This is a genomic window from Mesorhizobium sp. M1D.F.Ca.ET.231.01.1.1 (assembly GCF_003999155.2).
Classification (GTDB): domain Bacteria; phylum Pseudomonadota; class Alphaproteobacteria; order Rhizobiales; family Rhizobiaceae; genus Mesorhizobium.
On sequence record NZ_RZOZ02000002.1, the window covers coordinates 376,821 to 389,605 of the forward strand.

Below are 12,785 nucleotides of genomic sequence, written 5' to 3' on the forward strand. Positions count from 1 at the left end.
TGCATGCATTTATGCGCCTACCTTATGCGCATAAATGAGGCGACTGTGCTCAAATCAACCGCAAAACCACAGCGCAAATCGGTCAACACCTCGATCGATTCCAGATTGATCGAGGAGGCTAAGGCATTGGGGATCAACATGTCCCGTGCTGCCGAGCAAGGCATCGCCAAGGCAATTTCTGCTGAAAAGACGCGGCGCTGGCAGGAAGAGAACAAGCAGGCGCTCGAAAGCTCCAACGACTACGTCAAGCGCAACGGCCTGCCTTTAGCCAAGTACCGGCTATTTTGATGGCCCGATATGACTTCTACCGAAACGCGGGAAGCGGCGGTTATCTCCTCGACGTCCAATCCGACCTGCTGGAGCACCTCGACACCAAGGTCGTCGTTCCGCTTCTGCCGCCCAACATTGCGCCCTTGCCGGCCCGCAGGCTGAATCCAATCTTCAGGATTGATGGCGAGGACCATGTGATGGTCACTCAATTCATGTCGGCTTTGACGGCTTCCGAGCTGCGGGCGGCAGAAGGAAATCTTGCAAGACACCACGACGATATCGTCGCCGCTCTTGATATGCTTTTCCAAGGCTTCTGAGCGGACGACAATCTTTCCTCACCCCGAAGTCTTCGTCGCCCAGGCCTTCAGCGCCTCATCGAAGACCTTCTCGCCGGGAATGCCCTTTTCCATGGTAAGCAGCGCCCGGCGTCCGGTCTTGTAGACCACCGGCACGTCGATCCAGTCCTGCCCCCTGAGCAGCGTCAGGTTGGCGTCCTCGTCGGCCTTGGTGTCGTTGAGCGCGACGAGGAAGAAGCCGTCGGCGATCTTGGCCGGGATGCCGATCAGCGGGCTGCCGGCGTCCTGCTCGGAGCTCTTCATGGCGATTCGCAGGATGTTGTCGACGCCGCCGCCGTCAAACCCTTCCGGCGTCAGGAAGATCATCTCGATGATGTGGCTGGCTGGCAGCGTCTGGTCGGTGTTGCGCCGGATGGTCATGCGCAGTTGGATGTCCTTGCCGGGTATGGTCGCCTCGGCGCGGATCGCCGGCTCCGGCGGCAGGTCGCCGCCCGGCGATTCCTGCACCAGCGACCAGACGATGCTGCCGGGCTCGGCGGTGCCTTGCTGGGTGCTGGTGCGCTCCTCATAGAAGATCGCCTTCTGGCCGACCGGTACGGTCGCCTGGGCCGTCGCCGGCGCAGGCGTGGTTCCGGCGGCGGGAGGCGTTGTGCCGGCGGCGGGCGGGGTCGTAGCCGCTGCAGGCGGTGTCGCCCCGGCAGCCGGCGCGGGCGGATTGGCGACACCGGCGGGCGCCGGCGGGGTTGCTCCGGCGGTGGGCAGGGTCGCGCTCGGCGTCTGTGCGGCTGCGGCCGGCGGCGTGGTCGTCGCAGGCGCGGCCGGCGGAGCCGTCGTAGCAGGCGCGGCCGGCGGAGCCGTCGTCGCAGGCGCGGCCGGCGGAGCGGTCGTTGCAGGCGCGGCCGGCGGCGGCGTGGTCAGCGCAGCCACGGATTCACCCTCGCCGATGGTGCTCGGTCCGCCTGCAGGGCCGGGATCGACCTCCTTGCCTTCAGGCGTCAGGCGCTGGGTGAACTTTGTTTCGGCCGGTTCGTTGGCGCCGGCTGCGTTGGCGCCCCCGGCGGGCGGCGCCGCCGCCGTCTCGGTAGCCGGCTTTGCCGGAGCGGGCTTCACCAATGGCTCGACCGAGACCGTCTTGCTGCCGCCGCCGTTCAGACCGAGCATCGAGCGGAACGCATCCTTGTTCAGCCAGACGCCGTAACCGCCGCCGCCCAGCACCAGCAACGCGACGACAGCGGCGATCAAACCGCCATAGCTGCGCTTGCGCGCCGGCGACCGCAGCCGCTGAAAATTGTCCGGCGCCGGCTGCTCGTCACTGGCGAAGACATCGCTGCCGTCGTCCGGTTCGGCAGCGTTCATGCCGGGCAGGCCGACATCGTCCTCGCGCGGCGAGGGCATCGACGGCGGTGCCGCGGGCACTTTGTGCCAGCCGCCGGGCTCCGTCTTCGTCGCGCCTTGCCAGCTTGGCTCGGTTTTTGGGGCGCTTTGCCAGCTTGGTTCCGTTTTGACCGGAGCCGGCACCGGGTTGAACGGCTCCGGCTTGGCGGGTTCGGGCTTCGCCACGGACGGCTGCCGGACGTGGCTCGGCTGGTTCTTGTTGCGGTCGATCGACGAGAAGATATGCTCCAGCTCCGCCAGCGGGTCTTCTGCCGGAGCCGGCTTGGGCGCCGGAGCGGGCTTGGCATAATCACGCTCGACGCTGGAAATCGCGTCTTCGAGCGAGCGCTTCTGCCTGCTGACGACATCGGCGGACAACGGTGGAGAATAGTTCGCGAGCTGCTTCGCCAGTGCCGCACGCGCATTCTCGTAAATCCGCTTGCGCAGCTCGGACGAGGGCTCGCCGTGCTTCTCGAGCTGCTTCTTCAGAACACCAACGAAATCTGCCATGCGTCAGTCGACCTGCATTCTTTCCCCGGCTGGCCGCAAATCAGCCGTGGCGCCGGGAAGGGCTGTGAAACTAGTCTTGAAACGGGTCGGTCACAAGTATCGTGTCGTCCCGCTCCGGGCTGGTGGAAAGCAGCGCAACCGGCGCTCCGATCAGCTCCTCGATGTAGCGGACATATTTGACGGCTTGCGCCGGCAGATCGTTCCAGCTCCTGGCGCCGGCCGTCGTCCCCTTCCAGCCTTCGAGCGTCTCATAGATCGGCTCGACGCGCGCCTGGGCGCCCTGGCTGGCCGGCAGATAGTCGATCGGTTCGCCATCGAGGCGGTAGCCGGTGCAGACCTTGATTTCGTCCAGCCCGTCGAGCACGTCGAGCTTGGTGAGCGCGATGCCCTTGATGCCGTTGACGGCCACCGCCTGGCGCACCAGCACCGCGTCGAACCAGCCGCAGCGGCGCTTGCGGCCGGTGACGACGCCGAATTCGTGGCCGCGAGTGCCGAGGAATTCGCCGATCTCGTTCTTCTGCTCGGTCGGGAACGGCCCTTCGCCGACGCGCGTCGTATAGGCCTTGGTGATGCCGAGCACATAACCGATCGCGCCGGGACCGGTGCCGGAGCCGGCGGCCGCCTGCCCCGCCACCGTGTTGGATGAGGTGACGAAAGGATAGGTGCCGTGGTCGATGTCGAGGAGCGTGCCCTGCGCGCCCTCGAACAGGATGCGCTCGCCGGCGCGACGCTTGTCGTCGAGCACCTTCCAGACGCGGTCCATGTAAGGCAGGATCTCGCCGGCCACCGAGGTCAGCTCCTGCATGATCGCCTCATGCGTCGCCTCGGCATGGCCGAGCCCGCGGCGCAGCGCGTTGTGGTGCGTCAGCAGCCTGTCGACCTTCAGGGGAAGCGTTTCCAAATCCGCCAAATCCATCACCCGGACGGCGCGCCGGCCCACCTTGTCCTCGTAAGCGGGGCCGATGCCGCGGCGGGTCGTGCCAATCTTGGTTCCGGAATTCGAGGCGGCGTCTTCGCGGAACCCGTCCAGTTCCCGGTGCAACGACAGGATAAGCGCGGTGTTTTCGGCGATTTTCAGGCGCTCGGGCGTCACCTCCACACCCTGCTCCTTGAGCTTGGCCACCTCCGCGACGAAGGCATGCGGATCGAAGACCACGCCGTTGCCGATGATCGACAGCTTGCCCTGCCGGACCACGCCGGACGGCAGGAGCGAAAGCTTGTAGACCTTGCCGTCGACGACCAGCGTATGACCTGCGTTGTGGCCGCCCTGGAAGCGCACGACCACGTCGGCACGTTCCGACAGCCAGTCGACGATCTTGCCCTTGCCTTCGTCGCCCCACTGCGAGCCGACGACCACCACATTGGCCATGTTCTTTTCCCTTGAGATGCCGCCTTGGCGGCTTGAAACGACAGGCCTCTATAACCTCATGTGCATGCCGATGCGACCCCTTCTTTGCCGTCGAAACCAGCCCAAGGCGCATCAAGCCAGACGCAACAAGCCAGGCACAACAAATTCCGGCTTTCGCATCATTTACTTGGCCTGGCCGTCGCCGTAGGCCGGCTCCGAACTTCGAACGCGCCTCCCATGCCGGATCAAGCGATGCATCGAGCCGCCTATCTGTTCCTTCTCTCCACCATGCTGCTATGGGGCGGCAATTCCGTGGCCGGCAAGCTTGCCGTCGGCCATGTGTCGCCGATGACATTGGTTTTCCTGCGCTGGGTGCTGGCGGTGCTGATCATGCTGCCAGTCGGCTGGCGGGCTTTTCGCGAGGATTGGCCGGAGCTGCGCCGGCATTGGCGGCTGATTGCCGGCCTCGGCGCCTGCGGCTTCACGATCTTCAACGTCATCTTCTACACGGCGCTGAACCACACCACGGCCATCAACGTCTCGATCTTGCAGGCAGCCATACCGATCGTCATCATTCTCGCCAATTTCGCGCTGTTCCGGCTGCACGTGCAGCGCCTGCAGATCGTCGGTGTCGCGCTGACCATTGTCGGTGTCGCCATCATCGCGAGCCACGGCGATCTCAGCCAGTTGCTGCGGCTCGATCTCAATTTCGGCGACGCCATCATGCTGGTCGCGGTTCTCTGCTACAGCCTCTATTCGGTGGGGCTGCGTCTGAAGCCGGCCATCCGCTGGCAAAGCCTCATGCTGGCTTTGTCGCTCGCCGCGCTTTTGACCTCGTTGCCGTTCTTTGTCTGGGAAGTGGCGGCGGGTCGCGTCATCGCTCCGGACGCTCGGGGATGGACTGTCGCGTTCTACACCGCGCTCGGCGCGTCCGTCGTCTCGCAGATCTTCTACATCAGAGGCAATGAATTGATCGGCGCCAACCGCGCCGGGCTGTTCATCAACCTGGTGCCGATCTTCGGCACGCTGCTTTCGGTGCTGATCGTCGGCGAGCAGTTTCAGCTCTACCAGGGCCTAGCGCTTGTGCTCGTGCTCGGTGGCATCGCGCTCGCCGAATACAGTGGCAGAAGGGCAATCCTGCAGGCATCGCCCCCACCTTCTCTAGGCATGTCAAGCGGCAGCCAGAGATAGCCGCCTCGTTGAGGATGAGGCCGGACGAGGTTTGGCTTGTTGAAACGTCCGCCTGCGCAGGCGGACGTTTCCGATACCCGCCCGCTCAGACGCTGCCGACGTCGAAGTGGAGCGGCTTGGCCGAGTCGATCGACTTGTGCTCCCGCAGCTGGTCGAGCACCTTTTCCGGGAACGGCGCGTCGAGATAAAGCAGCGCGATGGCATCGCCGCCCGGCCGGTTGCGGCCGAGCTGGAAGTTGGCGATGTTGACGCCGTTCTCGCCGCAGACGGTGCCGAGCAGGCCGATGATGCCGGGGGCGTCGGCATTGGTCGTGTACAGCATGTGCTGGCCGACCTCGGCGTCAAGGTTGATGCCCTTGATCTGGATGAAGCGCGGCTTGTGGTCTGAGAAACAGGTGCCGGCAATCGAGCGCGTCATGTGCTCGGTCTTGACGGTGAGCTTGATATAACCGTCGAAGACGCCCGACTTGTCGCGCTTGACCTCGGCGACGATGATGCCGCGCTCCTTCACCATGATCGGCGCCGACACCATGTTGACGTCGGAGACCTGCGGCCGGATCAGGCCGGCAAGGGTGGCGCTCACCAGCGCGCGCGTGTTCATCGTCGCGGTCGATCCGTCGAACAGTATCTCGACCTCCTTGATCGGATCCTCGGTGACCTGGCCGACAAAGGCGCCGAGCACCTCGGCCAGCTTGACGAAGGGCTTTAGCCGCGGCGCTTCTTCCGCCGTGATCGAGGGCATGTTGATGGCGTTGGAAACGGCGCCTTTGATCAGATAGTCGGCCATCTGCTCGGCGACCTGCAGGGCGACATTCTCCTGCGCCTCGGTGGTTGAGGCGCCGAGATGCGGGGTTGCCACGACATTCTCCCTGCCGAACAGCGGATTGTTCTCCGCCGGCTCCACCTCGAAGACGTCGATGCCGGCGCCGGCCACCTTGCCGCTCTTCAGCGCGGCGACCAGATCGGCCTCGACGACCAGCCCGCCGCGCGCGCAATTGATGATGCGCACGCCGTCCTTCATCTTGGCGATCGCGGCCGCGTCGATGATGTTGCGCGTCTTGTCGGTCAGCGGGGTGTGCAAGGTGATGAAATCGGCGCGCGCGAAGAGCTCGTCGAGCTCGACCTTCACGACGCCGAGCTCTTCGGCGCGGCTGTCCGACAGGAACGGATCGAAGGCGATCACATGCATCTTCAAGCCGACGCCGCGCGTCGCGACGATCGAGCCGATATTGCCGCAGCCGACCACACCCAGCGTCTTGCCGGTGATCTCGATGCCCATGAAGCGGTTCTTTTCCCATTTCCCGGCATGCGTCGAGGCATTGGCCTCCGGGATCTGGCGCGCCAGCGCGAAGATCATCGCCACGGCATGCTCGGCCGTGGTGATCGAATTGCCGAAGGGGGTGTTCATCACGATGATACCCCTGCGGCTTGCCGCCGGGATATCGACATTGTCGACGCCGATGCCGGCGCGGCCGACGACCTTGAGCCTGGTTGCGGCATTGATCAGCTTCTCAGTGACCTTGGTCGCCGAGCGGATGGCGAGGCCATCATACTGGTCGATCACTTCGAGAAGCTTTTCCTTGTCCTTGCCGAGATCGGGCAAGTAGTCGACCTCGATGCCGCGGTCCTTGAAGATCTGCACGGCGGTGGTTGAAAGTTTGTCCGAGACGAGAACGCGGGGCGCCATGGCGGCCTCCTTGATGGAATTGGATGGGTCGGGGAAATGGCGGCCCGCGGGGCCGCCACGGAACTCAGGCCGCTGCCTTGAGCGACGCCTTCTGCGTGGCGAAGGCCCAGTCGAGCCAGGGCAGCAGCGCTTCGAGGTCGGAGGTCTCGACGGTCGCGCCGCACCAGATGCGCAGGCCGGGCGGCGCATCGCGATAGGAGCCGATGTCGTAGGCGACGCCTTCCTTGTCGAGCGAAGACACGATGCCCTTGGCGAAAGCCGCCTGAGCGTCGGCATCGAGCGCCGCGACATCCGGATCGGTGAAGGACAGGCAGACCGAGGTGTTCGAGCGCGTCGCCGAATCGACGGCCAGATGGCCGAGCCACGATGATTTGTCCACGAACCGGTCGAGCACCGCGGCGTTGGCGTCGGCGCGGGCAATGAGCGTCTCCAGGCCGCCGGTCGACTTCGCCCAGTTGAGCGCATCGAGATAGTCCTCGACGCACAGCATCGACGGCGTGTTGATGGTCTCGCCCTTGAAGATGCCTTCGATCAGCTTGCCGCCCGAGGTCAGGCGGAAGATCTTCGGCAGCGGCCAGGCCGGCTTGTAGGTCTCCAGTCGCTCGACGGCGCGCGGCGAGAGGATCAGCATGCCATGCGCGCCCTCGCCGCCCAGCACCTTCTGCCAGGAGAAGGTGACGACATCGAGTTTTTCGAAATCGAGCCGTTGCGCGAAGGCTGCCGAGGTGGCGTCGCAAATGGTCAGGCCGCGGCGATCGGCCGGGATGAAGTCGCCGTTCGGCACGCGCACGCCCGAGGTCGTGCCGTTCCAGGTGAAGACCACGTCGCGGTCGAAGTCGATCTGCGTCAGGTCAGGCAAGACGCCGTAGCCGGCCTCGAACCTGCGCACGTCGGCGAGCTTGAGCTGCTTGACCACGTCGGTCACCCAGCCGGAACCGAAACTTTCCCAGGCGACCATGTCGACGCCGCGCTCGCCGAGCAGCGACCACAGCGCCATCTCGACCGCGCCGGTATCGGACGCGGGCACGATGCCGATCCGGTAGCCGGCGGGAACCTTGAGGATTTCGCGCGTCAGCTCGATCGCCTGCTCGAGCTTGCCCTTGCCGATCTTGGCACGGTGGGAGCGTCCGAGCGCGGCGTCTTTCAGCGCCTCGGCCGACCAGCCGGGACGTTTTGCGCAGGGACCTGAGGAGAAATTGGGATTTGCCGGACGGAGTCCGGGCTTGGTAAGCGTCGTCATCGTGGTCTATCCTTCCAGATAGTGGCCCCTCGTTGGGGAGGGGTGGCCCACGGACGGCGATATTCTTTCAGCCTTTCGGCGTCAAGAGCAAAGTTTTTGTCGCTGGCGGGATATTCGTCAGGTTTTTCACTACACGGTGAAACGACAACGGCGGATCGCTGGATCCGCCGTCGACATTTCCGGACTTTCGTTTCTCACCAGAGATCGTAGCGCAGCCCGAGCTTGACCGTCTGATAATCGATGCCCTTGCGGATGTTGAAAGCGCCGCCGTCATAGGCGACGTATTTGGCGCCCGGCACCGAAAAATACTCGTAGCCGAGATCGACGGAGACATTCTTGGTGACCTGGTAGGACAGGCCCGCGCCGATCGAATAGGCGAGATTGAACTTGGCCGCGGTGTCGGTCTGTCCTTCATAGCCGGCAGGATCGTCGCAGAAGAATCCCCCCGTGCCGGCGTTGTTGGTCGGGACTTCCACGCAGTCGCGTGCGCCGATGCTTCTGTAGTATTTGTTGTAGGCGACACCGATGCCGCCGCCGACATAGGGCGTGAGCCCGACATAGGTGCCCAGGTCAACATAGCCGTTGGCCATGATGCTGTAGCCCTTGTTGGAGGCGTTGTCGGAGAGATCGCAAGCCTGGCTGGCCGGCACGGAATTGATCGTTCCGAAACCGTCGTCGACAAGCGTGTGCCCGTCGCAGGTTGCTCCGAGCTTTTCACTCGCCGCGAATTTGTCGGTCGGCAGGATACCGCCGTTCAACTCGACCCGGAGATAGTCGTTGAAGTGATAGCCCATGCCGATGCTGCCGCTGAACAGGCTGGACTCGTCGGAAAAGGTGTTGAGCGGACCGGACGATACTTCCTCGTGCTTGAACGGATTGCTGAAGGCGTAGCCGACGTCGCCGCGCAGGTACCAGCCCGAGCCCACCTCGACCGGCTGGTAGTCCGGCGCCTGGTCGACATAGATCGGCGGGTCGTAGTCGGCCGACACCGCCTGTGTCGCCGGCATCAGCACGATTGCGGCGAGCGCCAGTGCGATACGCGATTTTGATGTCATGGTCCCCGGCTCCTGAAGTTGGCGCCAGTCGCGAACGCGAGCACAGCTGCCGTTTCAGGGAGCATTGTTAACCATAGTGGTTAAGTGCCGGTTAAGGATAACAGGCAGTTACCGAATTGATTTCGATGAGATTTTACCGGCGGCTCACAAACGGAAGCCGCCCGGCTGGCGCCGGGCGGCTCGCAAATTTCAGGACGCGGAAGAGACTACTTGGTGTAGATCGGCTCCGGCTCAGGCTGATAGGCAACCACCGGCGCGGCGCAGCCATTATTGCCGCCAAACTGATAGCGCAGACCGCCGCGCACTTCATGCGTGTTGAGGCCGTGGTCGAAACCCGGTCCGGAGCTGGTCGTATCGAATTCGAACATGCGCCCACCCTGGATGTGAGTGAAGCGATAGCCCGCATCGAGGATGATCTTGTCTGTGAGGCAGTAGGAAGCGCCTGCCATGAGCGCGTAGGCGAAGCGCCAGTTGGACGACCCGGGGTTGGTTTCGGTGGTGTTGGGATCGCGCACCGTATCCCACTTGATCCTTGCGCCGCCGATGCCGGCGCCGACATAAGGCGTGATGCCGTGCCACGTGCCGATATCCACATAGGCATTGGCCAGAAGCAGCAAGGCGCTCATCCTCGACACCTCGGTCGATGTCGTGACGAGATCCGAGGTCTGGCCGTTGAAATCCGACTTGAGCCAGTAGTCGGCAGTCAGATCAGTACGGAGATAATCATTGATCTTGTAGCCGACGCCGGCGCCGAGCGAGAACCCGCTCTTCAGGTCGCCGAAATCGAAATCGTTGGTGCCGGGCGGCGGGCCGTAGGTGATGTAGTCGATGCTGCCCAAATTCGACCAGTGATAGTCGATGTCGCCGCGGATGTACCAGCCGCCGACATCGACCGGCTGAGCCTCGACGACGGGCGGCGGCGCCTCCTCGACCGGAGGCGGTTCCGCGAGGTCGGCGGCGAGCGCCGGTCCGGCCACCCCCGCAAACAGCGCGGCAAACAATGCCATTCTTGCTGCATTCAACATGCTGTCACCCCTAACAAGCCTCGGGACGACATCGCCCGAAGATGAACCTCGGCGTGGATAATGAATTGCAAAGGTTAAAAGCCGTTTAACCGTACCGATTAACCACGAACCTATACAATTTTAGAGAGTATGCCGTTGTCCGGCCGGCGTGCGCGCACGAAAAAGCCCGCCGGGCGGCGGGCTTCCAGGCGACCAGCTTTGCTTCGGCCTTCGTCAGGCGGCGCTGCGGGTTTCCGAGATGATGCCGACGATGTCGTTGACGACGGTCTCGACCAATTGCGGATCGTCGCCTTCGGCCATGACCCGGATCAGCGGCTCGGTGCCGGAGGGCCGGATGACGAGGCGGCCGGACTTGCCGAGCCGGTTGCGCGCCTCCTCGATCGCCGCCTTGACCGGCGCCTCCTCCAGCGGCTTGCCGCCGGAGATGCGGACATTCTTCAAGAGCTGCGGCACCGGCTCGAACTTCTTCGACAGCTCGCTGACCGGCCGGTTCTGCCGCTTGATGCAGGCCAGCACCTGCAGCGCCGAAACCAGGCCGTCGCCGGTGGTCGAGAAATCGGAGAGCACGATATGGCCGGACTGCTCGCCGCCGACATTGAGGCCGTGCGCCCGCATATGCTCGACGACGTAGCGGTCGCCGACCTTGGTGCGGTGCAGTTGCAGCTCCATATCGCCGAGGAAACGCTCGAGGCCGAGATTGGACATCACGGTGGAGACGACGCCGCCGCCGGCCAGCCGCCCGCCCTGGTGCCAGGACTCGGCGATCAGTGCCATGATCTGGTCGCCGTCGACAATGGCGCCGTTCTCGTCGACGATGACCACGCGGTCGGCGTCGCCGTCGAGCGCGATGCCGATGTCGGCGCGCACCTCGTGCACCTTCTTCTGCAGACCTGCCGGATGGGTCGAGCCGCATTCCTTGTTGATGTTGAAGCCGTTCGGCTCGACATTGATGGCCACCACCTCGGCGCCGAGCTCCCACAGCGCCTCGGGGGCCACCTTGTAGGAGGCGCCGTTCGCGCAATCGACAACGATCCGAAGCCCGGAAAGCGACATCGAGCGCGGCAGCGTGCGCTTGGCGAACTCGATATAGCGGTCGTGGACGCCGTCGACGCGCTTGGCGCGGCCCAGCCCGTCGGAATCGGCCAGCGCGAGCTCGATATCCTTGTCGAGCATGCTTTCGATGCGCTCCTCGATCTCGTCGGAGAGCTTGTAGCCGTCGGGGCCGAACAGCTTGATGCCGTTGTCGAAATAGGGATTGTGCGAGGCCGAGATCATCACGCCGATGTCGGCGCGCAGCGAACGCACCAGCATGGCGACCGCCGGTGTCGGTATAGGCCCGAGCAGGAACACGTCCATGCCGGCAGCGCACAGGCCCGAGACCATCGCGTTCTCGATCATGTAGCCGGAAAGCCGCGTGTCCTTGCCGAGCACGACGCGGTGCCGATGGTTGCCGCGCTGGAATGAAAGGCCGGCTGCCATACCCACTCGCATGGCGACCTCGGCCGTCATCGGAAACTTGTTGGCGCGTCCGCGAATGCCGTCGGTGCCGAAATATTGCCCTGCCATGCCTGCCAATGTCCCCGTCGGTTTTTCAGCCGTCCGTATTGCCACAATTGGGCCGCATCCGATCATCACATTTCGTGATTATATATTACCATTCCTTAGAAAATCATTGTCGCGGGCGGTTCAAGTGATTCGACAGCCTACCACGACCTCTGACTGTAGCGGCAATATACCAGCCGGAGCGAGCTTTTCTGCCCAAGGTCGCCGGGCAAAACCTTGTTTTCGCAGCCGACGCCAAGCAATTCATCACCTTGTCGCGAGGAACACACTTTGTGACGGCGTCCGCGCCGGAAGCATCTGGCGCAGTCGGAAGTTGAGGGCTATTGATTTGGTATAGGGACACCACCTGGCGGCAGCAAGGGAGAAAACGCCATGCTTATTCATAGACTTGCAACATTGACGGGCCTCGCCGTCGCAGCCTTTTTCGTGGCGGCGCCGGCCAACGCGCTGACCATGGCCGAGTGCAGCACCAAGTACAACGCGGCCAAGGACGCCGGAACGCTCAATGGCCAGACCTGGAACCAGTTCCGCAAGGCCGAGTGCGGCAGCGACGCCTCCGCAGCGACCGACACCAAGGCCGCGACCGACACCAAGGCGGCTGAAACCAAGCCGGCCAAGAAGGCCAAGGAGTCGACCGCCGCGGCAACCGCCGACAGCTCCGCCAAGGGGCTGACCGCCAAGGAATGCAGCGCCAAGTACCAGGCCGCGAAGGCCGCGGGCACGCTGAACGGCATGAAATGGAACGACTTCCGCAAGACCGAATGCGCGGCCGGCGCCACCGCGGCGGCGACCGACACCAAGCCTGCCAAGGCGACCAAGACCGCCACGACGGCGGCTGAAGGCGGCAAGGGCCTGAGCATGGCCGAGTGCAGCACCAAGTATCAGGCAGCCAAGACCGCCAACAAGCTGAACGGCATGAAGTGGAACGACTTCCGCAAGGCCGAATGCGGTGCCGACGCCGCCGACGATGACACCGTGCCGGCCCCGACCGAGGCGACTTTCACCAAGGAGCCGGCGAAGCCGACCGCAGCCGCGCCGAAGGGCGTGACCTTCCCGACCGCGATCTCGCCCAAGTTCGCCACCGAGACCCCGGCCAAGGGCCGCATGCATACCTGCCTCGAGCAGTACTATGCCAACAAGGACGCCAACACGCTGAACGGCCTGAAGTGGATCCAGAAGGGCGGCGGCTTCTACAGCCTCTGCAACGCCAAGCTGAAGAGCTGATC

The 12,785-nt window shown here is 64.0% G+C and carries 11 protein-coding genes; 4 read left to right on the top strand and 7 right to left on the bottom strand.

Going from position 1 to position 12,785, the window contains the following annotated elements; all coding sequences use genetic code 11:
• The first annotated feature begins 3 nt into the window (after positions 1 to 3).
• The gene (locus EN874_RS08225; RefSeq protein WP_245516030.1) at positions 4 to 288 is read left to right on the top strand and encodes a type II toxin-antitoxin system CcdA family antitoxin; all 285 of its coding nucleotides are present in this window, start codon (positions 4 to 6) and stop codon (positions 286 to 288) included.
• Positions 288 to 587 (top strand): CcdB family protein, encoded by a 300-nt coding sequence (locus EN874_RS08230; RefSeq protein WP_127428595.1) that lies wholly within the window; start codon positions 288 to 290, stop codon positions 585 to 587. Before EN874_RS08225 ends, EN874_RS08230 begins: the two co-directional genes overlap by 1 nt.
• Before the next feature lie 18 nt (positions 588 to 605).
• Here the strand turns inward: EN874_RS08230 and EN874_RS08235 are convergent, their stop codons facing one another.
• Entirely contained in the window at positions 606 to 2,450 is a 1,845-nt protein-coding gene (locus EN874_RS08235) for a hypothetical protein (RefSeq protein WP_127428596.1), read from the bottom strand.
• 70 nt (positions 2,451 to 2,520) lie between these two features.
• Complete coding sequence (locus EN874_RS08240; RefSeq protein ID WP_127428597.1) at positions 2,521 to 3,819, bottom strand: adenylosuccinate synthase; 1,299 nt, start codon at positions 3,817 to 3,819, stop codon at positions 2,521 to 2,523.
• A 231-nt stretch (positions 3,820 to 4,050) separates the two neighbouring features.
• Here EN874_RS08240 and EN874_RS08245 point away from each other — a divergent pair, with 231 nt between their 5' ends.
• Positions 4,051 to 4,989: a DMT family transporter gene (locus tag EN874_RS08245; RefSeq protein ID WP_127428598.1), complete on the top strand. Its 939-nt coding sequence runs from the start codon at positions 4,051 to 4,053 to the stop codon at positions 4,987 to 4,989.
• An 85-nt stretch (positions 4,990 to 5,074) separates the two neighbouring features.
• Here the strand turns inward: EN874_RS08245 and serA are convergent, their stop codons facing one another.
• The 5 genes from serA to glmM all read right to left on the bottom strand — a co-directional run bounded on the left by serA (position 5,075) and on the right by glmM (position 11,562).
• Positions 5,075 to 6,676: a phosphoglycerate dehydrogenase gene (gene serA / locus EN874_RS08250; RefSeq protein ID WP_127428599.1), complete on the bottom strand. Its 1,602-nt coding sequence runs from the start codon at positions 6,674 to 6,676 to the stop codon at positions 5,075 to 5,077.
• A 64-nt stretch (positions 6,677 to 6,740) separates the two neighbouring features.
• Positions 6,741 to 7,916, bottom strand: coding sequence for a phosphoserine transaminase (locus tag EN874_RS08255; RefSeq protein ID WP_126087128.1), 1,176 nt, complete (start codon positions 7,914 to 7,916; stop codon positions 6,741 to 6,743).
• Positions 7,917 to 8,110: 194 nt separating this feature from the next.
• Entirely contained in the window at positions 8,111 to 8,971 is an 861-nt protein-coding gene (locus tag EN874_RS08260; RefSeq protein WP_127428600.1) for an outer membrane beta-barrel protein, read from the bottom strand.
• Positions 8,972 to 9,177: 206 nt separating this feature from the next.
• Entirely contained in the window at positions 9,178 to 9,996 is an 819-nt protein-coding gene (locus tag EN874_RS08265; RefSeq protein WP_127428601.1) for an outer membrane protein, read from the bottom strand.
• 213 nt (positions 9,997 to 10,209) lie between these two features.
• Entirely contained in the window at positions 10,210 to 11,562 is a 1,353-nt protein-coding gene (gene glmM / locus EN874_RS08270) for a phosphoglucosamine mutase (RefSeq protein WP_127428602.1), read from the bottom strand.
• 369 nt (positions 11,563 to 11,931) lie between these two features.
• On the opposite strand from glmM, the gene EN874_RS08275 reads away from it, so the two are divergent.
• Positions 11,932 to 12,783, top strand: a complete 852-nt coding sequence (locus EN874_RS08275) for a hypothetical protein (RefSeq protein WP_126087124.1) — start codon at positions 11,932 to 11,934, stop codon at positions 12,781 to 12,783.
• Positions 12,784 to 12,785: the final 2 nt, after the last annotated feature.